Raw genomic sequence first — 24,364 nt, forward strand, 5'->3', positions numbered from 1 at the left:
CACCGGAACGTGAGTAGGCATGGGGGCAGGATCAATTCGGCTTGGCTACCGTTGCGGCATCCTTGCTTAATACAGGAGCGGCTACATGCACCTTGGCCTCGGACAACGCAATACAGCGATGTGCGTAGCTGTCGATCTCTTTCAAAGCGATATTTCGGTAGCTAGCGGGACAGATCAACAACGTATCGCCGAAGCGGAACTGACGAAACGCCCTGACACTGTACAAACCATTCGGCCCCTCGTAGCTCTCCAGTTGCCACGGGGCGCTACTGAATACCTCCTTCGGATAATCCTTTTCGTTCAACACATAGCTCAACTCGGTATTGTCCCTGATTTTGATCAGATTGGCGGCGGAATAGACCCACAGGTCCAAGAGGGCCGGCAACAGCATGGCATTGACGAAGATGCACCCGAGCAGCACCAGTGCGGCTCGGCCAGTGCGCTGCATCGCATTGCCGTTTGTCAAATAAAAGACGAGGACTGGCGCTAGGTAGAGGCACATTATCAATAAGCAGAGAGCGATAGCCCCGAATGCCTCTTCGTCGCTCTCTCCGCCTCGCCACGTCATGATGGCTAGCTGGGCGGGCATGACTCCACTCATCGAAGTAAAAGCTAGCAGCGTACCTAGCCAGCCAACGAGGGCTGTGTAATAGAGTTTGCGATGCAAGGGTTTGCGAGGACTAGGCGGCAGCTCCAGTACTTTGTTGTGCAGGAGCGCATCGCGGCGAAGCAGAACTATCACGGCACAAGCGGCAGCGACTACGACGATAGGGAAGAAGTAGCCTGGGGCCATGGTGTGATCAAAGAGGGCGCCCAGCAGGTTGAGCGATAGCAGTAGGTAGCCCCCGCCTACGATGAGGCCAAAGCGTAAGGCGAGTCTCTTTTCCAGCTCTCTATCGACGGTGCATACAGACATGCTCAACGTGAAGACCAAAGACGGCACCGATACGATGAGCAGCAGCGACGCGAGTATCAGCAGGTTGAAGAATAACCAGGCGACGAGGTTCGAAGGATTACCTAACGAACTAAGGATCAACTCGGGGTGATGGATTACCCAGAGGTACTTGGTGAGGAGTGAGATTGAGATAAGCGTTGAAACTACTGGCAGCCACCATTTGATATCGGAGAGGAGTTTGAATAGTGCTTGTCGGGGACTGCTGGAGGCGGAGGGGGCGGGCGCTGAAGCGGGGGATGAGCTTTGCTGGTTGGATGTGGGGGGAGATACGGCTGTCATGAGCGTGTGTTCCTTCCTTGAGTGCAGTTTTTGTGGTTATGGGATGCAATGAGCGCGTTGAGTCAGTCGTAGAGCCAAGGTTTCAGCGCGTTCAAGTTGGCGATCACGACCTGCTGCGCTTCTGGCTTAGGGTCCAAGTTCTTGGGGTCGATTTGATAGCGTTGCAGCACATATTTGACCAACGCTTGCCGGCTCGGGATCTCCAGCCGGCCATTCAGCATACCGTAGTCACCCTCTATGATCGCCTTCTGCGCGGCGTCGAGCCGCGGGTCAGGTTCCAGGATCACCGATACATCAGTGTTCCAGATTGTATCGCCTTCTATGCCGTTGCCATTGCCGTCCAGTAGGTCTGGCTTGCCGCGCATGCGGCTGAGCACGAAGTCGCGGTAAGCGCTGTTTTTCTCGCAGTAGGCCCGAACGTGCCAGCGCATGCCGGTATGAATCAGTGTGTGCGGTTCGATCAAGCGAATCTCAGGCTCGGGATTGGCCAGCGAAACGTATTCGACCTCTAGTCGCAACCCTTCCCGGCAAGCCCGTAAAAGGGGGCGAAGCACCTCAGGCTGAATGCTGCGATCGGGAACTTGCAACATCAATGTATGCGCATAGGCGAGCTTCAGCCCTTCGATATGCGGGGCTCGTTCATTGTTCTGGGCAAGCATATCGAGGTAGGCGCTGGCGCTGAGGTCGATGAAGCGTGGTTTGAAGTGCGGCGTAGGTACGTAGCCTTTGATCCGCTTGTCATATGTCAAGTTTCTGGACGCATGCTCGCTGATGTAGGTGTTGATGTCTTTAGACGCCTGCTGGCGGCTGATGCCAAAGCTCTGCATCAGGTGCCCCGTGGTCAGCCGGCCTTCCCACCAGGCAACGGTCTCGATCAAACGATAGCGAAGTGCCAGGTCCCAGCGTACCTGCTCGATGGATTGCTTGCGTTTCATACCCTCTCCATGTGCGCGATTACTTTACCTGTATAAGTCTACATTCTAGACGTGTAATTTTGCATTACATATCTTTAGATTGTCTTCGGAATACATCGGGGGCAGCAAAGGATATGAGCATGACGATGGCGGAAGTGGTTGCGACTGGGGCCTTGGTGGCGATGGGGATCATCCTGCTGGTGCTGATTCAGCAGGCTTTGAGGCTCGGCGAGCTTGGGAAAAAGGTCGAGCACTGCCAGAGGGATCTGCGCTGGCTGCAGATTTGGGAAATGGAAAACCGCGAGCTGCGGTCGGCGTTGCGTGCAGAGCGGGAGCATGTTGCGCAGTTGCAGCGCAAGTTAGTGATTTTGCAGGACCTGGATTCTGCAGAAGAGCGTTAAGGGACGATATGAACAGAATTGAACGGATCAGCGGCTGCCTACTGGGGGGCGCCGTCGGAGATGCGCTAGGCTCCCCGGTGGAGTTGCTTGAGTGGCCTGTGATCGAGGCCAGGTTCGGGCCGCAGGGCACCATTGATTTTGCCCCGGCTTATGGCACCGCCGGTGCGATAAGCGACGCTACACAGATGATGCTCTTTACCGCAGAAGGCTTGCTGCGGGCTTATGTGCTAGGGAGTTCGCTGCAGGCATGCCATGTGCCCAGCATTGTTCATCACGCGCTGCTGCGCTGGCTGACGACCCAGGATCAACCTTCGCTGATACCGGTCGCCACAGATGGCTGGCTGATCAGGCAAATGGAGCTCTGGTCGCGTCGTGCGCCAGACATAACCTGCATGAGTGCGCTCAAGGTCAGCGGACGGTTGGGTATGATTGCCGAAAACAACAGCAAGGGCTGCGGTGCTTTGGTACATGTTGCACCCTGTGCGTTCTTTGCCAATGCATTTGACTACGCAACGCAATCCGGGCGCCTGACGCACGGGCACCCGACAGGTTACTTGGCGGCTGGGCTGTTCGCCGACATTCTGCAGCGTGTTGTCGATCGACAAGATAGCTTGGAGCACGCTGTGACGCAGAGTCTGGCCAGGTATGGGCAGGTGCCTGGTATCGAGGAAACGCGCAGCCTTGTCGAGCGCGTGATGTTCTTCTTTTACGAGGGATACACACCCAGCCCTCAACGGATAGACGATTTTGCCGGTGGTTGGGGCGCTGAACAGGTGCTGGCGATTGGGCTGTGGTGCGCGCTGACAGCGCGGTCATTTGAAGAAGGGGTGATTGCGGCGGTTAATCACAGTGGTGACAGCAGCAGTACAGGGCTGGTCGTCGGGCACTTGCTGGGGGCGCAGTATGGCGCTGGCGCTATTCCTGACCGGTGGCTTGAGTGCCTGGAGCTGCGGCAGGTGATTGCGCAGGTGGCTGAAGATATCGAGCGTGTTCCGCGGGAGTACTGCGGGGTGGGGGGCGAGTTTGATGAGCAAATTGAACTGGCTTATCCCGGGAGTTGAACGCATTGAAGGTAGTGAGTTTGCGTAGGGATCAAGGAGATTGAACATGCCGATCAAACCCAGGCCCCTCACTTTTGAATGTGAAGGGTGTGGTTGGACGAAAACAGTGGCGCCGCGCAGTGATGCGTTGGCGCCGGGGGAGTGGATTGATCAGTGTCCTAAGTGTGGGGGCAAGGCGTTGAAGGTGCGTACTGCCGGGTGGCTTGCGGGGGCGGTGGCGGAGTTGCTGGCGCGGCGGCGGTTTTAGGCTCTGTACGAAAAGAGATGTCGCAGACACCGCATGGAACAAGCCAGTGAGACCATGGCGGCATAGCTTTTCGCGAGCTTGTCGAAGCGCGTCACGATGCGGCGGTTCTCTTTCAGCCAGCCAAACATGCGCTCGATGATGTTGCGCTGTCGATATTTGGGCCGATCAAACAATCTGGGTAAGCCAGGCTTGGGTTTGCGCTTCATTGAGCGCATCGGGATGACGGGTTGCATGCGGTACTGGTCGCAGTAGCGGCGCAGCGCTTCGGCATCGTAGCCTTTGTCAGCAAGCAGCCATTTGCAGCGCTTGCGCGGACGACCTCGTTGGCTTGATGGAATGCTGACTTCGTCCAGCAGTGGCTGGGCGTAGCTGATGTCACTGGCTTGACCGCCAGAGAGAAGGAAGCGCAACGGTGTTCCGTTGGCGTCGCAGAGCATGTGGATCTTGGTTGTCAGGCCGCCGCGACTGCGGCCTAGAGCGTGATCGGCAGGCTCGTCAGGCCCCCTTTTTTCCCGGCGCCAGAAGAGGCTCGGGTTGCGCGTACAGCAGTTGAGTCGATCATCCAGGTTTGCAAATCGATCAAGCCTTGCTCATTCAATTTCAGGTGCAAGCGTTTGAGCATCTGATCGAACGTCCCCTGGTTTCGCCAGTCCCGGAACCGTTGATACACCGTTGACCACGGGCCAAATCGCTCCGGCATATCTCGCCACGCAGCACCCGAGCAGAGCACCCAGAGCACGCCATCGAGCATCAGCCGATCACTCAGGCGGGGCCGCCCCCGACCATGGGTTTCAGTGAAGAGATCGGCAACCAAAGCCCAAGCCTCATCCGAGAGTTCGTAACGCTTAGCCATCACAGAATTCCTTTCCGTAGATGGCGGATGACTCTACAAAATCTCAGCGTTCAAGGGGCAGCGATCGGGTTTCTCGGGATTTCGTACAGAGCCTAGGGTATAGGCGGACAAGTCGATCAATCAGGAGCATTCAGCCATGAAGAATATCTTTGCCGTTGTCGGTTTTATCGTGATCGCTACCAAGAGTTATGAGCTGTACCGCGAATACAGCGAGATGAAGCGTGAGAAAGCGGCGCGGGAGGCCGCCGCCGGTTCGGTTTGACGTGCGCCGAGTTGTGGCATTGACGACCTGTTCGAGGATATCGGGAAGGCTACGGAGCTGAAAGTTTGTCATTAATTTATGCATTTGCATTCGACCAATGAGTACTACTGGGGCTCTGCCCGGCACTCGGCTGAAAAACCGGTTAAAGTTACAGCAATTTGCCGGTACTGGATGGAAGATGAATAGGCGCCTCACGGAACATGGCAAGCAATCAGAAACCAAGGAGGAATAAATGCGAACGCAGGTCATCGTCGAGGATCATGTTCTGCCACAACTGCTTACTTCGGCCATTGAAGCTTACGAAGTGTCACACAGAGCTCATGCTCGGGGTCGAAGCAACAAGAAGCTCGAGACGTTCGGGTTGCTGTGGGGGTATGCGTTACCGGTGCGCAACGGAGTGCCGGCGCGCTTAGTCGCGGTGGTCGCCACTGTCGAGACCTCGGCACTGAGGCACACCGACTGGGTGCGGCCTGATTTCGAGTCCATCGCGATGAAGCGGGATTTCTTCGGCGAATACTGGCCGCAGCTTGAGCTGATTGGTACGTTCCATTCGCACCCCTACGAAGATCTGAGTGAGGTCAATGACACCAAGGGGTGGCGCGCTTCGGAGGCGGACATGGCGTTTTGGCCGGCCTTTCACGAGTTCGTTTGCCCGGACATGGATGAGTTGGCGCATCTGGTGATTGCAATCACTGGGTTGGCACGTAAGGGTACTGCCGAACCAGATCGTCTGGCGGGCACTGAATACACCTCGGGTTATGTTGTCAGCGCGGACAAGCGCAAGCTGTGGGTCAAGGGTTACACATCTGCGCTGCACGAAGAGATCGACGAAGATGCGCCATTTGATGAGGCATTCATGGCTGGAGAAATCGAGTTGGAGCGTTCCTACGATGTCTATGAGGATGAAGATGTACTGTTGGAAATACCCTCGCTGGAGGCGCGCTTCCGGCATCAGCTACTGCGCAGGTGAACGTAAGCTGTTCATGCTGAGAAAACACCTGCGGCTGGCTGGCGAGCGGGCCTCGTCTGATCCAGCCGAGTTGGGGCTCATCTCCGAGCCCCTTTTCGACTGTGCTTGCTAGTGAGCTTATGCAGCCTCGAGCGTTGCCATACGGCCGTAGGGCAACGTGAGCAGTAGTTGATTCTCTTGCGATTGAATCAGGTGGCGAGCCTTGTCTTCGATACGCTGCAGGACCACGGTTTTGTCACCCATGTTACCCCGTACCAGTTCACGATGTTGGGCATTGAGGAATGCCTTGTATTGTTGCATTGCGCCCTGATAACGCTCTGCGCCATCTTCCAGTATGAGTTGGGCGAGCATCGGTTTGCCTACCCGGGCCGCCAGCAAATATTCCGTATGAATGCCGAGCGGCATGATCTCCAGCATCATGTGCGCGAAGTTCACTACCAGCTCGTAGTGCTTGCTGCTCAACTCGTTGCTGTTCTGCGCCAACGCCAGAATGTTGTCGATGAACGACATCGCATGATTGCGCTTCGCTGCGGCTGATGCCAGCAAGGGGAGGGCCATCTCCTTGATTTCGCTAGCCAGGCTGCGGTCCTTTAGCAAGGTGCGGGCTACTTCGATACTACCGATGTAGTCGGTGACCTTGTCCATGTAATAGACGATGTTTTGGGTATGCAACTCTTTGGCGATTTCGTCGACGGTGTTCTGGATCTTGTCGAGTTTTGCCGCCAGGTATTTGGTCTGGATAATCAGCGCACCGAGAATCACACAGGTGGACGCGGCGGTCGCCATCACGGTGGTCATCTGAGCGGCCTTGAGTGCTTCTTCGGCGGACTTGAACACGGTTTCCTTGAACGGTAGATGCTGGATGACCCCCGTCTTACCACTGCCCGCCGCGTAATAAGCCACGCCGTCATGAATGACTGCCTTGCCTGCTGCCAGCGCATCGATAAGGGCTTTCGAAAAAGCCTCCTCGTCGAGCACCCAGATTTTTTCCAGAAGTTCTGCTGCTGCCTGCATTAGAAGTGATCCTCTTTTTCATACTGTCGCCGCATGAACGCGATTTGAATGACAGCTGGGATAGTGACCCGGTACGCCGTACCGCTGAGCAGAGGAACGGTGACGGCGAGCGCTGCCAAGGGCCCGGCTATGGCCGCAACCGCGCGCCCACCTACCAGAGCCGCAGCGCCACCCAGGGTTACCCCGACTGCATTACTGAATGAAGCAGTGGCGCCCCTTGCAAGCCAGGATGACCACTGCAATGAGCCCAGACCACCTGCACGAATTGCATTGAGGATCGCGACCAGAGGCACCGCCCCGAGCGAGCCGTTGATGTTCATTTCTTCGGCTGTGCTACGCCGCTGGTCTGGCGACATTTGTTCCCAGCTCTTAGTCACCAACTTCTCGATAAGCTGGTTTTCGATCGCGTAGGCGCTGGCTTTGCTGTCGTATTTCACATCGGTCTTGTCGCAGACGTCGCAGAGCATTTCCTTGTAAAGCACGCCCTGACGGCGGAACAGGTTGACGATTGAGTCACCAGCGAAATGTTGTAGCTCACCAGCAACCAGTTGCCAGCAGCGCCGCCATTGATCTGGCTGGCCCTGCAGCTTCTTGAATTGCGGATCATCAGCGATTTCGCTTGCCCTGCGCTTTTCTCCGTCCTTGTCGAACATGAGATAGGCCGCCAGGTTGCGGATATCGCCTTCCCGGCAATATTGCAGAAAGGCCAGATCATCATCCGCGCGGTAGCTAATACCCATTCTGAAGTCCCTATGGTTGTGTGTAGCGGTTGTCTGTAGACGCCGGGATTGTTCGGGTAGCCTCGCTAGCTCCGAGAGATTGCAATTGTCTGCATCCGGCTTCATTCATTCTCACGAACGTTTCCCAACTCATTGCCTGACGATAATGCAATTCGTACTGCCGATCGACACGGCAGGCGTCTGGCCGCTGGTCATAGATGCGGCAACCGGCGTTGTTTTCATCCAGGTGCCGGCAGACACCGTCGCCGCGGTCCATCGCGGCGGTATCGGCAAGCAGATGCACGCGTCGGCAGCATTCCATGCAGCGGCTGCAGGCAAAGGGCAAGGGAATGTCAGGCATACTCACCCATTGCGGCCTGGCACTGGACAAGGCGTTCGCGGTCCTCGCTGAGGCGGCGCTGCTCCTGGCCGAGGCTGCCACGCAGCCTCTGCAGTTTGTCCTTGATCTCGGCGAAGTTAGTCTTCAGGTGGGTATCGACCATGGTGTTCAGCGACCGCGAGAATTCCCAGGCAGTCTCATCGGCAAATGCCTGGATCGCCTGGTCGCGCCGCTCGCGCTCATGGGCCTCGCGTTTGGCCTGTTGCTCCAGGCGCTGCTGGTCAGGGTCGCCAGCGAAGGCGGAGTACAGCGTGCTGCCTACCTGAAAAGCAATACCGATAACCGGGATGACCTTGCCGACGATCTGCTCGGCAACCTTGCCCATGGTGACCGGGCCGACGCCTTTGAACAGTGTCGGCAGCCACTGCTTGCCGACTTTCAGCACGCTGACGACATGCTCGGCCTTGAGCATGCTGCTGGCCTGGCGGACGCCGGACTCGAGTAGGCTCAGGTCGATGCCTTGAGATACGGGCGCCTGGTCGGCGGGAGCTTCAGGTGTATCGAGGTCCGGTGCAGCCTGGGTATTGTAGGCCTGTGGCTGTACCTGCACCTCTCGAATGACTTCGTCGAGCATCTCTGAAGCGTCTAGACCCAGGCGAGTGAGTGCGTCTTCAAGCTCGCTGCAGATCTGTTCGTTGGCCTGCCCGATAAGCTGCTCGATCTTGCCCTGAGCGCCATCGATGTTCTGGTTCAGCGCAGTGATCGTGCTCTTGCCGACGAAGGCGGCCTTGGCTTCGATCAACGATTTCAAACCGTGGCGAATATCGATCTCGCGACGCGCGATTTCGCCATAGAAAGCGTCCAGGCGTTTAATCGAGGCTTGGTCCTGGTGTTTGTCCAGCTCGGCTACCGTCGCGTCGAGGAAGCTGCGCAGTTCGGTGGCGACACGTGCGACGATGGCCTTTTGCTCTACGGATGCAAAGAATCCAGCCAGATCGCTTTCGAACTTCGGAAAGCCCGAGCTGTTCAGCAGGTTCTGCTTGTTCTCCAGTTTCGCCTTGAGCGCTGAGCGGGCGTTGACCTCGACGATCGGGATATGCCCAAGCACTTTCTGGTTACCGGCCTTCTGCTGAATGCGTTCGCTGAGTTCGTCTTTGATGCGGGCCAGGTCGATCGGGTCGAAACGGCTCTTGCAGTTGAGTACCAGGAAGATCATCTTGCCGGCAAGTACCAGCTCAAGCAGCACATCGAGCGTTTTCTCTTCCTCGACCACGCCCAGCGGATTGACTACGAAGATCACCACATCCGACTGCACCAGCTGCTCTCGGGTGATGGCTTCATGCTCGAGCGGCGCGTCGATGCCGGGCGTATCGAGCACTTCGAAATCGCCCCAGCGATAGCCTTGCACACGGGCGGTTTCCGGCACATCGGCTACCGAGGCCAGCTCTTGGCCGAGCAAGGCATTGATCAGCGTGCTTTTACCGGCGTTGTAGACGCCGTACACCATGATGCTCGCGCCGGCCTGGGCCTTCTTCGCCCGGCTCAGTTCGCGAATGCTGGCGACAGCCTGCGGGTTATAGGTTTCACACAGTCCATCCACTTCCTCATAGAGGGCCAGCAGTTGGGTCATCGGGCCTGGTTGGGTCATTGTGCAGTGCTCGTTTCGAGGGTGATGAGTGCCTGACGCAGGCGCTCCATTTCGATGGTCAGGATTTGGCAGTACTCGAGCATGGAGTCCCTTAGCGGCTCGTAGATGCCCCGTACCTGCTCGGTCAGATAATCTGGTAGGGCATTGGCGTACTGCTCGATGGCCACCTGGCGTTGTTCTTCCAGGTTGTCGCCGACGACCACGTTGTGTTTGGCGCGGATGGCCTCGGCGCCACGGCCAATCATGCTCGCGGCACTCCCCAGCGAGGCCCCCGCAGCTGCGCCCGCGGGGCCGCCAACGAAGAAGCCAATGACGCCACCGAGAACCGCCCCGCCAGCGCCCCAGGCAGTTTTTGTGCTGCTGCGGGTGCCGCTGGTGTATTCCTTCTCGACCGTAACTTCCCGGTAAGCAGGGATAGCGCCGAGACGGCTGGTGTCGAACGCACGCTGCAGCGTATTTTGCTGGCTTTCACCTATGCCTTTTATCGCCTCGCCAGTCAGCTTGCCTAGCACCGTGGCCAGGCGCTCGCGCAGCTGAAGCTGCGCGTCGTCGGTGCGGGGCCCGTTGAACAGCTGGTTGACGAAACTGCGCATTTCGGTGACGCCCTTCTGGCTCAGAGTTCGCAGCTCGCGCTCTACCGCCTGCTCCTGCTTTTGGATCTGCTGGTCGAACGTCTCGGTCAGCTCCTTGATTAGGCTCAGGTCGTCGCAGGTTTCAGCTATAGCCTTGCGCAGGTTGTTCAGAGGGGTAGTGGTTGGCGCAGTCACGCAGTTGATCTGGTTTGACGCTGCTGTACCAGGTGGCCCCCCATGACAACAGGTTCGAGGAGGGATGGTAGAGTTTTAACATGATATGGTGGCATTATGCCCTTGCGCCATGCTGTTTTCAGGGAAAGGCCTTAGCCGCACTGTGAGCTCATCTCCAACGTTTGCAATCGTGGCGAACCAGCTCGTGACGCCCACCCAAGGTCCCGCTCAAGGAATGAAGGCAATGATCAAGAAATCGGTGACGGAGCTCGCGTTCGTCAACAGTAAATCGCCCTTACCCACAGTCGAGGTCGATTCGCAGTCCATCGAGGACGCAGGTTTCAGCATCCACCGCACGGTGATGCAGGTACTCAGCCAATTGGCTGAGCAGGACGCATCACTGCGGGCGACTCTCTACATGTACGGTACTGTCAGCGTCAATTTCCGCGAGCCGTGCTGGTCTGAGTTTTTGCTGGTTGCAGGTCCAGAAAAGGTGCTGCGCGCCTTGGGGGCCGGTTTTGAACGCTTGCCAGCCGTGAAGTCGCGCTTCAGTGATTACGTTCCGTCTTCCGCAGCCCTGCGCACCTTCCATGTCCAGGATGGCTTAGTGTGGGAACAAGAGGATGCCAGCACATGGTACTCCCATGCCCAAGCGCTGGCTGACCTGACCGCTGAAGTCGACGAGGCTGAAGAGGCTTACGACGATGGCGAGCTGATCGAGGAGGATGATGCGGAAGAGAGCTGGGATGCCGAGGACCAGGAGGCTTCTGATGATCAGGAAGAAGACTCGACGGTCGTTATCGGAAACCGGAAGGCGGCTCGCTATCGGGCCGCACGCTCGGATGCGAAAGTGAGCACCATACGGGCAAGGATCGAAGATGTCTTCGGATTACCGGAAGGCTCTGTCGCACTCTGTGGGCCAGACGGCCGCGCGTTGCGAGGAAACGCGCTGATCAGGACGCTGCGTAAACGTTGGGACGAAAATTGAATCGGGAAATTTTACCCGCGAAGCCGAGTTCGCTTGTACGGGTCAGTACTCTGTCTTTCGCAGAATTACTCAATGCAAGCGATTGGCCATTGGCATTGGACAGCTATCAGCGTGGTTTCGTCTGGGGGCCAGACAAGCTGACGCAACTGGTCAATGACCTAGCAACATATGCAGCACAGGCGGATACCTCCCTGCCTTACTACATGGGTGGTGTACTGCTGCATCGTGATGCAAGCCAGTCGAAGCGGTTCATTATTGATGGTCAGCAGCGCATCACCGCGCTCTCACTGTTGTACCACCGCTCTACCGGCAAGCTGCCAGTGGGGCAGGTACTCAGCTATTCGGGCCAATCCGCGCGACATATTGCTGAGGGATTGCAAGCATTGAAGCAAATGGAGGCGATTGCGCCGCAGATCATCGAAAGGCTGCGGCTGACAGTGATCGAAGTGGACAGCACTGACCTCGCTTTCACCTTCTTCGACACCCAGAACAACCGCGGGGTGCGCTTGGAGGCCACTGACCTGCTCAAGGCCTATCACCTGCGTGCGATCGACTACGCGCAAGGGAAGACTGAACTCAAGGCTGCACTGCAGCGGGACTGTGCAGAGCGCTGGGAGAGGCTGCAACGCCACCCGGCGGTGCTGAGCCCAGGTCAGGACTTCGCCCCTAACTTATTCAATCGTTTTCTCTGGCGTGCGCGGCGTTGGCGCGGATCGCACACGCCTGCGGGGAAGCACGAACCGCTCCTGGCAGAATTCCAGCGTGACACTTGGCCCCACGCCGCCGACAGCCGTAGCCGTATTGACAGCGTGCCGCTCTACGCGACCCGGCACAATCGGCTAGCGTCCTGCATGACGCTGGCGGGAGATGGTGATTATGTGCTGCAGGGTAGCCAGCTGCGAGTCGGGCAAAATCCTGCAAGCCTGCCTATCGCGTTGCGTCAGCCCATCCATGAAGGTGTAGGGTTCTTTCTATACGCAGACAAGTACGCAGCGTTGCTGCAACGGCTAATGAATGGTCCTGCGCCTTGTCCGCAGGTCAGTAGGTTCCGCACGATTTACAAACAGCTGCTGCGTAGTAACCAGGAGTACCTGCGCGAGATCTTCATGCTCTGTAGCCTGATGTATGTCGATCAGTTCGACGTTGAGCAATTGACCGCTTTTGCCCTGCGCTTGGAGTTTTTGCTGGGCGCGATTCGCCTGGAGAAAAAACAGGTCAAGCAGGAAACCGCGGCCAATTTCTTCAGGCTGGCCGAGCTGAACCTATTGGATGTGATTGCCCAGAGTTACCACCCGAAGCAGGTGCTGGATTTCCTTCAGCACCGACAACAAGCGGTGGCGTCTTCGTATGCTAACGAAACGGTATCAGCAGGGCAGGGGGTGCAGGGGCGATACAAGAGGGCAGTCCTGGATTTCTATCAAGGGCAGTTGGACTCCGACTGCTCGACCCTTGCGGGTAAATCGCGATGGCTCGAAACGTACTTGAAGGCTTGCCAGGAACATCGCCATGAGTATTGATTCCCGTCTCTTCACCTTGGAACAGCTAGTTAATCAAGACGACGCGGCCTGGTGCTTCAACGTGCCTATCTACCAGCGCCTGTACGTCTGGGGTGATGATCAGATCAAGACATTGCTGACCGATATGGCGAATGCCTTTGATCGGGGCGAAGACCAGTTTTTTCTGGGTGGTGCCCTGCTGGTCGAAAAAACCTCTGAGCAAGATCGCCTTAAGGGGCTGCGCCGCTTCGACCTAATCGATGGGCAGCAGCGCTTCACGACGCTGTGGATGCTCAGCACGGTCGCCATATGGAACCAAGTGATGGGCGACTTCAGCAGGGTAGTGCTGAAGGACAGCGTGATTCCACGCCTGCATTTCTCGATACGCGAGCAGGTGAACACCTTCCTTGCCAGCATGATGCCTGGCAAAAGTGGAGCAAGCCCAGAGATCCCGGATACTCAAAGCATGAGAGAAGCTCAGCAACTGATGGCCTCTTTCAAGCAGACCTACAAGCGTGCGGATGGCAAGCCTGTGGATGACGAATACCTCAAGGAGCTGGCTTCCTTCGTTTACCGCAAGGTTTCTCTCGTGCTCACACAGGTGCCTGAGGGGATGGACTTGAACAAGTTGTTTGAGGTCATCAACAACCGCGGGATCCAGCTTCAGCATCACGAAATTCTCAAGGCAAGGCTACTGCGCGACATCCCCGCCGAAAGTCGTTCCCGTTACGCAGCTTTGTGGAACGCTTGTGCCGACATGAGTGGCTTTGTCGAACGTAATCTCTGCCAAGATACCCAGCTTGAGGCTCACCGTTTGGGTGATCTCTATAGCAAAGGGCAGTTGCTTCACGCAGTAGCTGTGCACGGGCTGCTGTCGCGAAGAGCTGAGGCTGCACAAGCGGAGTCTGCTGAACGACTGACCTTGGAGAACATCGTCAACGGTGCAGATTCCGAGTTTGACAATGGATACGCGACCATCGCGGCGGACGAAGGGGAGGCACCATGGGCGCGCAGTATCATTGGCTTCCCTTTGTTCCTTCTGCATGTGCTGCGTATCTGGTTGAAAGAGCAAGGGCAGCCGGATCTGCCCCGCGTGCTGGATCGGCACCTGCTTACCTTGTTCGAGTCCCATTTACTGCAGCCGGCGGAGCCCGAGCAGCGTACCGCGAGGGCACAAGGGTTCATCGACCTGCTTTGGCGTATGCGGGTGCTTTGGGATGAATACGTCATCAAGTGGGTCGATCAGGGGGATGACGAGGTTCATCATATTTGCCACACCTCGATCTCTGCCAATGATGACAAGCGTTACATCAATCGCAGCCGTGACAATGATCTGAAACAAGGCATGTCGTTACTGCAGAGCATGCTCTCGGCTGGCTGCTGAACGTCATGCTCGGCTTGAAGTGTTTCTTGCGGATTTCATGGATGAGATCGGGGCTGGCGGGGCAGGGGTGCAGTGACGGGGCTTGGGGCGATTGGCAGGTTGTTTTGGGCGTTGGCCAGTTGTCCTGGAACTGCATATGGCTGATCGATTTGGCAGGTGCCTTTGGGCAAGGTGCCAGGCCTTGGGTTTTGGAGGCGGGTAGCTGTGGTCTCATGGCCCTGAGTATTGCGTTTGGGCGGGGAAGAATCTGGCGTGGGCATGGCACCGGCTGCGCCGGTGTTCGCGGCTGAAGCCGCTCCTACAGCGGGACCTGCTAATTCAGGGAGATGTGAGCAGTTTTGAGGGCGGATTTGTTCGTGGAGACCCTTTGTGTGCGGTTCTGCTTATTGATGAGTGGCTTGCGGCTTTTTTAGCGGGTTTACCTTGGATGGCACGGGCTGCGCCCGTGTTCGCGGGCGCGCCCGCTCCCACAGGGGTGCGCGCAGGGTTTGAGCGCTGTGTTGGGGCATTCAGATAATCCAGCCTTGGCGGAGCGGGAGTGTCGAGCGGGGCGGGGGCTGGGGCAATGAATAGCCGGGCTGAGACGCGAGAAGAGATGCCGTACAGCCCGGATCGTGCTCGTCTCAGAGAGGTGGCGCTATGTAGACAACCCGGTTTCGTCCATTCTGTTTGGCGTCATAAAGCCCTTTGTCAGCGCGTTCCAGCGCGTCATCCAGCGTTTCACCCTTGGCAAACAGGGTGCACCCGATGCTCAGGGTTACGTTCAACTGACCACAGGGCAACTGCATCGGGCTAGCACCCACCTGTTCGCGAATCCGCTCAGCAATCCGGGTCAGCTCTTCGCTGTCCTTCACCTGCAAAATTGCAACAAACTCCTCACCCCCATGGCGCACCACCAGGTCATCGGGGCGCAGTGCAGCGCGCAGGCGACGCGCAGTTTCGCAAAGCACCTTGTCACCGCCGCCATGGCCGAACTTGTCGTTGATGGACTTGAAGTGATCCAGGTCGGCATAAACCGCACCCAGTTGTAAGCCGTTCACCTCGGCCAATCGCCGTTCATGCGCTTCAAACGCCGACAACGCGCCGCGGTTCCACAGTTGTGTCAAAGGGTCGAGCAGGGCTTTGCGCTGCTCGCGATCCATTTCAAGCCGCAGATCGCGGTTCACCTGGGCCAAGGTACGCAGCTGCAGATACCCCTCGGCGAGCGTCGCCAGGTCCCTGAAGTTCGCTTGCTGAGCCTCACTGAGCACGCGCGGGCGCGGGTCGAACATGCACAGCGTGCCGATGGCTTTACCGTTGCCGGCGCGCAAGGGGTGGCCGGCGTAAAAGCGGATGTAGGGCGCGTTCAGCACGAGCGGGTTGTCGACGAATCGTTCGTCGCACAGGGCGTCGGGCACCGTCAGTGTGTCCTCGCCGAGAATGGCGTAGCCGCAGAACGAAACACTGCGCGTCGTCTCGCTTGCCTCAAGGCCTATGCGGGCCTTGAACCACTGTCGGTCCTGGTCGATCAGGCTGATAAGCACAGTGTCCACATGGGCCAGGTCCTGGGTGAGCCGCACCAGGGTATCCAGGTAATGCTCGGCTGGCGTGTCGACCAGGTTCATGTCGTCGAGCGTGCGCTGGCGCAGCGCTTCGTCAGCGGGCAAGGGGCAAGCTGGCATTGTGGGTCCTCCGTTCCTTGGTTGGCTTGGGTACCTGGCGGGTGCGCGGTCTGTATACCGTCGAAACAAGCACAGCATAGGCCATGGCGTGGTGCACGGTCGGCCGACAATTTCTTGCCGGGAGTGTGATTTCTTTCGCTCGATCTTCGTCAAGGATGCTACCCCTTAGCCGTCGTCTGGGGACTGATACAGGGCCTTCCATGCAAACGCTGTTGAACGAGATTCTCGAAGAAGTACGTCCCTTGATCGGCAAGGGCAAAGTGGCTGACTACATTCCCGCGCTGGCCGATGTGCCGGCGAACCAGCAGGGCATCGCGGTCTATGGCAACGATGGCAGCTATTACTGTGCAGGCGACGCGCTGGTGCCGTTCTCGGTGCAGAGTATTTCCAAAGTGTTCAGCCTGGTGCAGGCGATCGGGCACTCCGGGGAAGCCATTTGGCAGCGGCTTGGCCATGAGCCTTCCGGCCAACCGTTCAACTCGCTGGTGCAACTGGAGTTCGAACGCGGCCGGCCGCGCAACCCCTTTATAAATGCGGGTGCGTTGGTGATCTGCGATATCAACCAGTCGCGCTTCGCTGCACCCACGTTGTCGATGCGCGATTTCGTGCGGCGGCTATCGGGCAATCCCCATATCGCGATCGATGCCCGCGTTGCCGACTCGGAGTATCAGTTCCGCGCGCGCAACGCGGCCATGGCTTACCTGATGCAGTCGTTCGGCAACTTCCATAACGAGGTGGAAACGGTACTGCGCAGCTATTTCAGCTACTGCGCGCTCCAGATGAATTGCCTGGACCTGGCCCGGGCGTTCTGTTTCCTGGCCAATGATGGGTTCTGCAAGCACAGCGGTGAGCAGATTCTGACCCGGCGCCAGACCCAGCAGGTGAACTCGATCATGGCCACCAGCGGGTTGTATGACGAAGCAGGGAATTTCGCCTATCGGGTGGGGTTGCCGGGCAAGAGTGGCGTGGGGGGCGGGATTGTGGCGATCGTGCCGGGGCAATTTACCGTGTGCGTGTGGTCGCCGGAGTTGAATGCGGCGGGTAACTCCCTGGCCGGGATGGCGGCGCTCGAACTGCTCAGTTCGCGGATCGGCTGGTCGGTGTTCTGATCGGCGGGCCCGGTGGCTGAGGTAGGCTCGGTCGATACCTCAGCTTGTCGGGTCCTGCCCCAGTACCTTGGCCAGCGCCACGCGGGCATCTTCAAGCTGTACCAGTGAAGCATGCCGCGCGCCCAGCGCGTCACCGTTCTGAATAGCGGTCAGAATCGCCTTGTGGCGGGGCAGGGCGAGTTCGTCGAAATTCGCCCGCTGGTTGGAGTAGCGCACCGACTCGCGCAGCGCCATCGACAGCATGTTGCACAGGTAGGCCAGCAGGTCGTTGTGGGTGGCGTCGGCGATGCGGGCGTGGAAGTCCAGGTCCGGTTGCAGGCGTTCTTCATGGTTGCGGGCGGCTTCCATGCGTTGGTAGGCCTCGGCGATCGAATTGACGTCGTCGGCGCTGGCGTTGGTGGCGGCCAGTGCGGCGGCGGCGGGCTCGATGACCCAGCGGACGCTGCTCAGCATGTTGAAGAATTCCTGCTGTGGCGTGGCCTGCATCAGCCAGTGCAGCACGTCCGGGTCGAGCATGTGCCAGTCATGGCGCGGCCGAACCAGGGTACCCACCCGCGGGCGGGCCTCGATCAGGCCCTTGGCGGTAAGGGCGCGCATCGCCTCGCGGAACACCGGCCGGCTGATCGCGTAGGCTTCGCACAGGCTGGCCTCGGAAGGCAGCTTCTGCCCGGGTGCGAGTTGGCCGGATACGATCTGTACGCCAAGGTCCTGGACCAGGGTGGCGTGCATGCTCTTGCGCGTGGTGGGTTGGCGGTAGTTCATGTGGGGCGGGGCGGATCCTTCGGGCGGGGGCAGCATCATAGCATTAGCGCGTCGACGCGGTGCATGGCACCGGCTGCGCCGGTGTTCGCGGCCACGGCCGCTCCCACAGGTACCGCGTGAGCCTGAAGCCTGCGCCGCCCCTGTGGGAGCGGGTTCACCCGCGAAGCAGGCGACGCGGTGGATGGCACCGGCTACGCCGGTGTTCGCGGCTGAAGCCGCTCCTACAGGTGTAGCGTCACCTCGAAGCTAGCGCGGTACCTGTGGGAGCGGGTTTACCCGCGAAGAATCCGGCGCGATGGATGGCACCGGCTTTGCCGGTGTTCGCGGGCATGCCCTGATGCCAGTCAATTAAGCGGTCTGGGGGCCGCTTTGCGGCCCATCGCCGGCAAGCCGGGCTCCCACAGGGACCGCGTAGCTCTTGGGGGGGCGCCGTACCTGTGGGAGCCCGGCTTGCCGGCGATGGGCTGCGCAGCAGCCCCGATGACGCTAACCGACAGGCTTCAGGCCTTAGTGCGAGTGCTTGGGCACCGCCGCCCCGCGGCATCCGACCAGGAAGTCGAAGTCGCAACCCTCATCGGCCTGCATGACGTGGTCCAGGTACAGCTTGGCGTAACCACCGCTGATCAACTGCGGCGGGGCTTGCAGGTCGGCCAGTCGGCCGGCCAGTTCCTCGTCGGAAATGTCCAGGTGCAGCCGGCCTTCCTTGCAATCCAGCTCGATCCAGTCGCCTTCGCGCACGGCAGCCAACGGCCCGCCAGCTGCCGCTTCCGGCGCCACGTGCAGCACCACGGTGCCGTAGGCGGTGCCGCTCATGCGGGCATCGGAAATACGCACCATGTCGGTCACGCCCTGGGCCAGCAGCTTGGCCGGCAGGCCCATGTTGCCGACCTCGGCCATGCCCGGGTAGCCCTTGGGCCCGCAGTGCTTCATCACCAGCACGGAACTGGCGTCCACATCCAGCTCGGGGTCGTTGATGCGTGCCTTGTAGTCGTCGAAGTTCTCGAACACCACGGCGCGGCCACGATGCCGCATCAGCGCAGGGGTGGCGGCCGATGGCTTGAGCACGGCGCCTTTGGGCGCCAGGTTGCCGCGCAGGATGCAGATGCCGCCGTCGGCCACCAGCGGCTTGTCGATCGGGCGGATCACCTCTTCGTCGTACAGCGGCGCGGCCTGGCAGTTGTCCCACAGGCTCTTGCCGTTGGCCGTCAGCGCGCCAGGGTTGGGCAGCAGGCCGTGTTCGCCCAGGCGGCGGATGACCGCAGGCAGGCCGCCGGCGTAGTAGAACTCTTCCATCAGGAAACGGCCCGAAGGCTGCAGGTCGACCAGGGTTGGCGTACCGCGGCCGATGCGGGTCCAGTCTTCCAGCTGCAGGTCCACGCCGATGCGTCCGGCGATGGCCTTCAGGTGAATCACCGCGTTGGTCGAGCCACCGATGGCGGCGTTGACGCGGATGGCGTTCTCGAAGGCTTCGCGGGTGAGGATTTTCGACAGGCGCAGGTCTTCGCGCACCATGTCGACAATGCGCATGCCCGACAGGTGGGCCAGCACGTAACGGCGTGCATCCACCGCCGGGATGGCGGCGTTGTGCGGCAGCGAGGTGCCTAGCGCTTCGGCCATGCAGGCCATGGTCGAGGCGGTGCCCATGGTGTTGCAGGTACCCGCCGAGCGCGACATGCCGGCCTCGGCCGAGAGGAACTCGTTGAGGTCGATCTGGCCGGCCTTGTAGGCCTCGTGCATCTGCCAGACGATGGTGCCGGCGCCAATGTCCTTGCCTTTGTGCTTGCCGTTCAGCATCGGCCCGCCGGTAACCACGATCGCCGGCACGTCACAGCTCGCCGCGCCCATCAGCAGCGCCGGGGTGGTCTTGTCGCAGCCGGTCAGCAGCACCACGGCGTCCACCGGGTTGCCACGGATCGCTTCCTCCACATCCATGCTCGCCAGGTTGCGGGTGAGCATGGCGGTGGGGCGCAGGTTGGACTCGCCGCTGGAGAACACCGGGAACTCCACCGGGAAGCCGCCAGCCTCCAGCACGCCCTTTTTGACATGTTCGGCAATCTTGCGGAAGTGCGCGTTGCACGGGGTCAGCTCCGACCAGGTGTTGCAGATGCCGATGATCGGCTTGCCCTGGAATTCGTGGTCCGGAATACCCTGGTTCTTCATCCAGCTGCGGTACATGAAGCCGTTCTTGTCGGCGGTGCCGAACCATTGGGCGGAGCGCAGTGGGCGTTTGCTATCAGACATGGGAACACCTAATTAGTATTACTATTTGTCGTTGTGAGATCGACTGTACTGATAAAAATGGTCTCTGTGAAGGCTTGTTGGCTCAATTAGTAATACTATAAGATCATTCACCCAGGTCAGAGGTCTGCCAAAAAGTCCCCGACCAGGTGCTGTACCCATTACAAGAACAATTGGAGACATCGCCATGATTCAGGAGCAGCGGCTCGTCCGCCTGATCACACTGAAACTCATCCCTTTTCTGGTACTGCTTTACCTGGTGGCCTATGTCGACCGTTCCGCGGTGGGCTTCGCCAAGCTGCACATGGGCGCCGACATCGGCCTGGGTGACGCGGCCTACGGCCTTGGCGCCGGGCTCTTCTTTATTGGTTACTTCCTGTTCGAGGTGCCGAGCAACCTGTTGCTCGACCGCTTTGGCGCGCGCCGCTGGTTCGCCCGCATCCTGGTCACCTGGGGCGCGATCACCGTCGGAATGGCCTTCGTTACCGGGCCCAGCGGTTTCTACGTGATGCGCTTTCTGCTGGGGGCGGCCGAGGCGGGCTTCTTTCCGGGCGTGCTGTACTACATCACCCAGTGGTACCCGGTGCGCCATCGCGGCAAGATCCTCGGCTTCTTCATCCTCTCCCAGCCGCTGGCGATGCTGATCACCGGGCCGCTCTCGGGCGCGCTGCTGGGGCTCGATGGCATCTACGGCCTGCATGGCTGGCAATGGCTGTTCATCTGCATCGGTACCCCCGCGGTGCTGCTGGCCTGGCCGACCCTGCGCCTGCTGCCAGACAGCCCGGCCAAGGTGCGCTGGCTCAGCGACGAACAGCGCAGCTGGCTGCAGGAACAACTGGCCAACGACCTGCGCGAGTTCGGCCAGACCCGCCATGGCAATCCGTTGCATGCCCTGAAGGACAGCCGGGTGCTGTTGCTGGCGCTGTTCTACCTGCCGGTGACTCTGAGCATCTACGGCCTGGGCCTTTGGCTGCCGACGCTGATCCACCAGTTTGGCGGCAGTGACCTGGTCACCGGTTTCGTTTCGGCCGTGCCTTACCTGTTCGGCATCATCGGCCTACTGATCGTGCCGCGTAGCTCCGACCGCCTGAACGACCGCTATGGCCACCTCGGCCTGCTGTATGCCCTGGGTGCGATCGGCCTGTTCTTCAGTGCCTGGCTTAGCGTGCCGGTCATGCAGCTGGCAGCGCTGTGCCTGGTGGCATTCGCGTTGTTCTCCTGCACCGCCATTTTCTGGACCTTGCCGGGCCGGTTCTTCTCCGGGGCCAGCGCCGCAGCCGGCATCGCCTTGATCAACTCGATCGGCAACCTCGGCGGCTACCTGGGCCCGTTCGGTATCGGCGCGCTCAAGGAGCACACCGGGCAACTTTCGTCGGGGCTGTATTTCCTGGCTGTGGTGATGCTGTTCGGGCTGTTGCTCACCGGGGTTGTCTACAACCGCCTGGAGCGCCGCCAGCGCCTGGCTTCCTCGCGGGCAGCCGAAGCCTCCCGCTAATTTTCGCAACCGAGAAGCGAGCACAAATATGCGATTGATCCAATTTGAAACCGCCACCGGCGAGCGCTGCGTGGGCGTGGTGGAAGGCGATTACGCCCTGCAGGTGCAGGGCGCTGGCAGCACCCGCCAGCTGGCCCTGCAAGCCATTGCCGCCGGCCGTGACCTGGCCGCTGAAGTGCAGGCTGCCGGCCTGGGCGAGCGCCACGACTACCTGGCCCTGCTGGCCGAAGGCCGCGTGTTGCCACCACTGGACCACCCGGACCCGGCGCACTGCCTGGTCACCGGCACCGGGCTGACCCACCTGGGCAGTGCCGCAACCCGCGACAAGATGCATCAGCAGCAGGCCGAAGGCGCGGTGACCGACAGCATGCGCATGTTCCAGTGGGGCCTCGATGGCGGTCGGCCGCCGGCAGGCCAGGAGGGCGCGCAGCCGGAGTGGTTCTACAAGGGCGACGGTGGCATCGTCGTGCGCCCTGGCGCCGACCTGCCGCTGCCGGTGTTCGCCGAGGATGCCGGCGAGGAGCCAGAGCTGGTCGGGCTGTACCTGATCGGTGCCGACGGTACGCCTTACCGCCTTGGCTATGCGTTGGGCAACGAGTTTTCCGACCATGTGATGGAGCGGCGCAACTACCTGTACCTGGCCCATTCCAAGCTGCGCGCCTGCAGCTTCGGCCCAGAGCTGCGCCTGGGTGCGCTGCCGGCCCACCTGGAAGGCACCAGCCGCATCCTGCGCGACGGCCAGGAGCTGTGGCGCAAGCCGTTCCTCTCGGGCGAGCAGAACATGTGCCACAGCTTCGAGAACCTGGAATTCCACCACTTCAAGTACACCCAGTTCCTGCGCCCCGGCGATATCCACGTGCATTACTTCGGCACTGCCACGCTGTCGTTCGCCGACGGCATCCAGGCGCGCCCGGGCGACACCTTCGAAGTCAGCCTCGACGCGTTCGGCCAGCCGCTGCGCAATGGCATTGCCGCCGCGCCCGGGCAGGTTCGCCCCGGGGTGGTGAAAAGCCTTTGAGCAGTCAGGCGAGCAGTGTGTCGGGTTCGCCCGCGTACCTGTGGGAGCGGCTTTAGCCGCGAAGGGCCCGGCGCGGTGCATGGCACCGGCTGCGCCGGTGTTCGCGGCTGAAGCCGCTCCCACAGGGGGGCCTGCTGACATGACGGGCCATGTGCACTCCATGGCTGACATGAACCTTTGAATCTTCTTTCCTCATTACAGGAGCCAACCATGACCGGAAGCAACTTCATTGGCGGCCAGCGCAGCGCTGCCGGCAGCGTGCGCCTGCAAAGCCTCGACGCGCGCACCGGCGAAGCCCTTCCGCAGGCCTTTGCCCAAGCCACCCCGGAGGAAGTGGACGCCGCCGCCCAGGCTGCCGAAGCGGCCTTCGCCGAATACAACGTCCTGGCGCCGCAGCGCCGTGCGCAGTTCCTCGATGCCATTGCCGACCAGCTGGATGCGCTGGACGACAGTTTTGTCGCCACCGTGTGCCGCGAAACCGCACTGCCGGCCGGGCGCATCCAGGGCGAACGCGCGCGCACCAGCAACCAGATGCGCCTGTTCGCCACGGTGCTTCGCCGTGGCGACTACCTGGGGGCGCGCATCGACCGTGCCCAACCCCAGCGTCAGCCGCTGCCGCGCCCTGACCTGCGCCAATACCGTACCGGCGTCGGCCCGGTAGCCGTGTTCGGCGCCAGCAACTTCCCGCTGGCCTTCTCCACCGCAGGGGGGGATACCGCCGCGGCGCTGGCCGCCGGTTGCCCGGTGGTGGTGAAGGCGCACAGCGGCCACATGGCCACTGCCGAACGGGTGGCCGAGGCCATCGAGCGGGCAGTGGTGGCCACCGGCATGCCCGCAGGCGTGTTCAACATGATCTACGGTGCCGGTGTCGGCGAAGCGCTGGTGCGCCACCCGGCGATCCAGGCCGTGGGCTTCACCGGTTCGCTCAAGGGCGGCCGTGCGCTGTGCGAGCTGGCTGCAGCGCGCCCGCAGCCGATTCCGGTGTTCGCCGAAATGAGCAGCATCAACCCGGTGCTGGTCTTGCCTGCGGCCTTGCAGGCCAGGGGCGAGCAGGTGGCCAGGGAGCTGGCCGGTTCGGTGGTGCTGGGCTGCGGGCAGTTCTGCACCAACCCCGGGCTGGTCATCGGTATTGCCGGCGAGGCGTTCAGCAACTTCCTGGCGGCCCTTGGTGCGCAGCTGGCCGACCAGCCCGGGCAGACCATGCTCAATGCCGGTACATTGCGCAGCTATGCCCAGGGCGTGCAACGCCTGCACCAGCACCCGGGCGTGCGTCATCTGGCCGGCGCCGACCAGGCTGGCGACCAGGCGCAGGCGCAGCTGTTCCAGGCAGATGTGAGCCTGCTGCTTGACGGTGATGCGTTGCTTCAGGAGGAGGTGTTCGGGCCGGCCACGGTGGCCGTGGCGGTGGCCGACGAAGCCGAACTGCGCCGCGCGCTGCAAGCCTTGCACGGGCAGCTGACGGCAACGCTGATTGCCGAGCCACAAGACCTGCAGCGCTTCGCCGCGCTGGTGCCGCTGCTGCAGCGCAAGGCCGGGCGCCTGCTGGTCAATGGTTACCCGACCGGTGTCGAAGTGTGCGATGCCATGGTGCATGGCGGGCCATACCCGGCCACGTCCGATGCCCGTGGGACCTCGGTCGGCACCTTGGCCATCGACCGCTTCCTGCGGCCGGTGTGCTACCAGGACTACCCGGATGCGCTGCTGCCCGACGCCCTGAAAAACGCCAACCCGCTGGGCCTGCAACGCCTGGTCGACGGCCAGCACAGCCGCGAGGCGCTGGCCTGACGCCAAGGGCTTCGGCGTG

22 protein-coding genes are annotated in these 24,364 nt (G+C 60.5%); 11 read left to right on the forward strand and 11 right to left on the reverse strand.

Annotated elements, in window-relative coordinates:
* Positions 1-31: 31 nt before the first annotated feature.
* A complete protein-coding gene (locus tag GYA95_RS06795; RefSeq protein ID WP_015269876.1) occupies positions 32-1,234 on the reverse strand; it encodes a hypothetical protein in 1,203 nt (400 codons plus the stop codon).
* A 62-nt stretch (positions 1,235-1,296) separates the two neighbouring features.
* Positions 1,297-2,169, reverse strand: a complete 873-nt coding sequence (locus GYA95_RS06800; protein WP_015269877.1) for a helix-turn-helix transcriptional regulator — start codon at positions 2,167-2,169, stop codon at positions 1,297-1,299.
* A 119-nt stretch (positions 2,170-2,288) separates the two neighbouring features.
* On the opposite strand from GYA95_RS06800, the gene GYA95_RS06805 reads away from it, so the two are divergent.
* On the forward strand, positions 2,289-2,549 hold the full coding sequence (locus tag GYA95_RS06805; RefSeq protein WP_015269878.1) for a hypothetical protein: 261 nt from the start codon (positions 2,289-2,291) through the stop codon (positions 2,547-2,549).
* A gap of 8 nt (positions 2,550-2,557) precedes the next feature.
* Entirely contained in the window at positions 2,558-3,610 is a 1,053-nt protein-coding gene (locus GYA95_RS06810; protein WP_015269879.1) for an ADP-ribosylglycohydrolase family protein, read from the forward strand.
* Positions 3,611-3,853: 243 nt separating this feature from the next.
* Here GYA95_RS06810 and GYA95_RS06815 read toward each other — a convergent pair.
* Positions 3,854-4,710 (reverse strand): IS5 family transposase gene (locus GYA95_RS06815; protein ID WP_085986357.1). Its coding sequence is split into 2 segments (ribosomal slippage): positions 3,854-4,366 and positions 4,369-4,710, totalling 855 coding nucleotides; the frame shifts between segments, so codons are not numbered across the junction.
* A gap of 136 nt (positions 4,711-4,846) precedes the next feature.
* On the opposite strand from GYA95_RS06815, the gene GYA95_RS28150 reads away from it, so the two are divergent.
* Both GYA95_RS28150 and GYA95_RS06820 read left to right on the forward strand, forming a co-directional pair.
* Entirely contained in the window at positions 4,847-4,972 is a 126-nt protein-coding gene (locus GYA95_RS28150; RefSeq protein ID WP_256592549.1) for a hypothetical protein, read from the forward strand.
* Positions 4,973-5,204: 232 nt separating this feature from the next.
* Entirely contained in the window at positions 5,205-5,942 is a 738-nt protein-coding gene (locus GYA95_RS06820) for a hypothetical protein (RefSeq protein WP_015269882.1), read from the forward strand.
* Between the two features lie 117 nt (positions 5,943-6,059).
* Here GYA95_RS06820 and GYA95_RS06825 read toward each other — a convergent pair whose 3' ends face one another.
* The 5 genes from GYA95_RS06825 to GYA95_RS06840 are packed head-to-tail and all read right to left on the reverse strand — an operon-like array spanning position 6,060 to position 10,430.
* On the reverse strand, positions 6,060-6,956 hold the full coding sequence (locus GYA95_RS06825; RefSeq protein WP_015269883.1) for a hypothetical protein: 897 nt from the start codon (positions 6,954-6,956) through the stop codon (positions 6,060-6,062).
* Entirely contained in the window at positions 6,956-7,696 is a 741-nt protein-coding gene (locus GYA95_RS06830) for a DUF3944 domain-containing protein (protein ID WP_015269884.1), read from the reverse strand. Before GYA95_RS06830 ends, GYA95_RS06825 begins: the two co-directional genes overlap by 1 nt.
* A gap of 10 nt (positions 7,697-7,706) precedes the next feature.
* Entirely contained in the window at positions 7,707-8,036 is a 330-nt protein-coding gene (locus GYA95_RS28270) for a YkgJ family cysteine cluster protein (RefSeq protein WP_332875593.1), read from the reverse strand.
* Positions 8,029-9,663 carry a GTPase gene (locus GYA95_RS06835; RefSeq protein ID WP_015269886.1) on the reverse strand — a complete coding sequence of 545 codons (1,635 nt, stop codon included), beginning with the start codon at positions 9,661-9,663 and terminating at the stop codon, positions 8,029-8,031. Before GYA95_RS06835 ends, GYA95_RS28270 begins: the two co-directional genes overlap by 8 nt.
* Positions 9,660-10,430 (reverse strand): hypothetical protein, encoded by a 771-nt coding sequence (locus GYA95_RS06840; protein WP_232914305.1) that lies wholly within the window; start codon positions 10,428-10,430, stop codon positions 9,660-9,662. The genes GYA95_RS06835 and GYA95_RS06840 overlap by 4 nt, the downstream gene beginning before the upstream one ends.
* Before the next feature lie 223 nt (positions 10,431-10,653).
* Between GYA95_RS06840 and GYA95_RS06845 the strand changes: the two genes are divergently transcribed.
* From GYA95_RS06845 to GYA95_RS06855, 3 genes are all read left to right on the forward strand, one after another.
* Positions 10,654-11,397 (forward strand): hypothetical protein, encoded by a 744-nt coding sequence (locus tag GYA95_RS06845; RefSeq protein WP_015269890.1) that lies wholly within the window; start codon positions 10,654-10,656, stop codon positions 11,395-11,397.
* Positions 11,398-11,486: 89 nt separating this feature from the next.
* Positions 11,487-12,914, forward strand: coding sequence for a DUF262 domain-containing protein (locus GYA95_RS06850; RefSeq protein WP_015269891.1), 1,428 nt, complete (start codon positions 11,487-11,489; stop codon positions 12,912-12,914).
* Positions 12,904-14,277 (forward strand): DUF262 domain-containing protein, encoded by a 1,374-nt coding sequence (locus GYA95_RS06855; RefSeq protein ID WP_161551359.1) that lies wholly within the window; start codon positions 12,904-12,906, stop codon positions 14,275-14,277. Before GYA95_RS06850 ends, GYA95_RS06855 begins: the two co-directional genes overlap by 11 nt.
* Positions 14,278-14,900: 623 nt before the next feature.
* Here GYA95_RS06855 and GYA95_RS06860 read toward each other — a convergent pair.
* Positions 14,901-15,938: a GGDEF domain-containing protein gene (locus GYA95_RS06860; RefSeq protein WP_015269908.1), complete on the reverse strand. Its 1,038-nt coding sequence runs from the start codon at positions 15,936-15,938 to the stop codon at positions 14,901-14,903.
* A gap of 200 nt (positions 15,939-16,138) precedes the next feature.
* Between GYA95_RS06860 and glsB the strand changes: the two genes are divergently transcribed.
* Positions 16,139-17,047: a glutaminase B gene (glsB, locus tag GYA95_RS06865; RefSeq protein ID WP_161551360.1), complete on the forward strand. Its 909-nt coding sequence runs from the start codon at positions 16,139-16,141 to the stop codon at positions 17,045-17,047.
* 39 nt (positions 17,048-17,086) lie between these two features.
* On the opposite strand, the gene GYA95_RS06870 is transcribed toward glsB, so the two are convergent.
* Positions 17,087-17,809 (reverse strand): FadR/GntR family transcriptional regulator, encoded by a 723-nt coding sequence (locus GYA95_RS06870; protein ID WP_015269910.1) that lies wholly within the window; start codon positions 17,807-17,809, stop codon positions 17,087-17,089.
* Between the two features lie 507 nt (positions 17,810-18,316).
* Positions 18,317-20,050, reverse strand: coding sequence for an IlvD/Edd family dehydratase (locus GYA95_RS06875; protein ID WP_015269911.1), 1,734 nt, complete (start codon positions 20,048-20,050; stop codon positions 18,317-18,319).
* Positions 20,051-20,234: 184 nt separating this feature from the next.
* Here GYA95_RS06875 and GYA95_RS06880 point away from each other — a divergent pair, with 184 nt between their 5' ends.
* From GYA95_RS06880 to GYA95_RS06890, 3 genes are all read left to right on the forward strand, one after another.
* Entirely contained in the window at positions 20,235-21,542 is a 1,308-nt protein-coding gene (locus GYA95_RS06880; RefSeq protein WP_015269912.1) for an MFS transporter, read from the forward strand.
* Between the two features lie 28 nt (positions 21,543-21,570).
* Positions 21,571-22,560 carry an AraD1 family protein gene (araD1, locus tag GYA95_RS06885; RefSeq protein ID WP_015269913.1) on the forward strand — a complete coding sequence of 330 codons (990 nt, stop codon included), beginning with the start codon at positions 21,571-21,573 and terminating at the stop codon, positions 22,558-22,560.
* 210 nt (positions 22,561-22,770) lie between these two features.
* Complete coding sequence (locus GYA95_RS06890) at positions 22,771-24,345, forward strand: aldehyde dehydrogenase (NADP(+)) (RefSeq protein WP_015269914.1); 1,575 nt, start codon at positions 22,771-22,773, stop codon at positions 24,343-24,345.
* Positions 24,346-24,364: the final 19 nt, after the last annotated feature.

This window comes from Pseudomonas asiatica, assembly GCF_009932335.1.
GTDB lineage: Bacteria > Pseudomonadota > Gammaproteobacteria > Pseudomonadales > Pseudomonadaceae > Aquipseudomonas > Aquipseudomonas asiatica.

What these genes read in the sequence shown, in the direction of transcription:
- GYA95_RS06820 (WP_015269882.1), top strand. Translation starts at nt 5,205, where the DNA reads ATGCGAACGCAGGTCATCGTCGAGGATCATGTTCTGCCACAACTGCTT.
- GYA95_RS06825 (WP_015269883.1), bottom strand. Translation starts at nt 6,956, where the DNA reads ATGCAGGCAGCAGCAGAACTTCTGGAAAAAATCTGGGTGCTCGACGAG.
- GYA95_RS06830 (WP_015269884.1), bottom strand. Translation starts at nt 7,696, where the DNA reads ATGGGTATTAGCTACCGCGCGGATGATGATCTGGCCTTTCTGCAATAT.
- GYA95_RS06805 (WP_015269878.1), top strand. Translation starts at nt 2,289, where the DNA reads ATGACGATGGCGGAAGTGGTTGCGACTGGGGCCTTGGTGGCGATGGGG.
- GYA95_RS06810 (WP_015269879.1), top strand. Translation starts at nt 2,558, where the DNA reads ATGAACAGAATTGAACGGATCAGCGGCTGCCTACTGGGGGGCGCCGTC.
- GYA95_RS06890 (WP_015269914.1), top strand. Translation starts at nt 22,771, where the DNA reads ATGACCGGAAGCAACTTCATTGGCGGCCAGCGCAGCGCTGCCGGCAGC.
- araD1 (WP_015269913.1), top strand. Translation starts at nt 21,571, where the DNA reads ATGCGATTGATCCAATTTGAAACCGCCACCGGCGAGCGCTGCGTGGGC.
- glsB (WP_161551360.1), top strand. Translation starts at nt 16,139, where the DNA reads ATGCAAACGCTGTTGAACGAGATTCTCGAAGAAGTACGTCCCTTGATC.
- GYA95_RS28150 (WP_256592549.1), top strand. Translation starts at nt 4,847, where the DNA reads ATGAAGAATATCTTTGCCGTTGTCGGTTTTATCGTGATCGCTACCAAG.
- GYA95_RS06870 (WP_015269910.1), bottom strand. Translation starts at nt 17,809, where the DNA reads ATGAACTACCGCCAACCCACCACGCGCAAGAGCATGCACGCCACCCTG.
- GYA95_RS06795 (WP_015269876.1), bottom strand. Translation starts at nt 1,234, where the DNA reads ATGACAGCCGTATCTCCCCCCACATCCAACCAGCAAAGCTCATCCCCC.
- GYA95_RS28270 (WP_332875593.1), bottom strand. Translation starts at nt 8,036, where the DNA reads ATGCCTGACATTCCCTTGCCCTTTGCCTGCAGCCGCTGCATGGAATGC.
- GYA95_RS06875 (WP_015269911.1), bottom strand. Translation starts at nt 20,050, where the DNA reads ATGTCTGATAGCAAACGCCCACTGCGCTCCGCCCAATGGTTCGGCACC.
- GYA95_RS06835 (WP_015269886.1), bottom strand. Translation starts at nt 9,663, where the DNA reads ATGACCCAACCAGGCCCGATGACCCAACTGCTGGCCCTCTATGAGGAA.
- GYA95_RS06860 (WP_015269908.1), bottom strand. Translation starts at nt 15,938, where the DNA reads ATGCCAGCTTGCCCCTTGCCCGCTGACGAAGCGCTGCGCCAGCGCACG.
- GYA95_RS06845 (WP_015269890.1), top strand. Translation starts at nt 10,654, where the DNA reads ATGATCAAGAAATCGGTGACGGAGCTCGCGTTCGTCAACAGTAAATCG.
- GYA95_RS06880 (WP_015269912.1), top strand. Translation starts at nt 20,235, where the DNA reads ATGATTCAGGAGCAGCGGCTCGTCCGCCTGATCACACTGAAACTCATC.
- GYA95_RS06800 (WP_015269877.1), bottom strand. Translation starts at nt 2,169, where the DNA reads ATGAAACGCAAGCAATCCATCGAGCAGGTACGCTGGGACCTGGCACTT.
- GYA95_RS06855 (WP_161551359.1), top strand. Translation starts at nt 12,904, where the DNA reads ATGAGTATTGATTCCCGTCTCTTCACCTTGGAACAGCTAGTTAATCAA.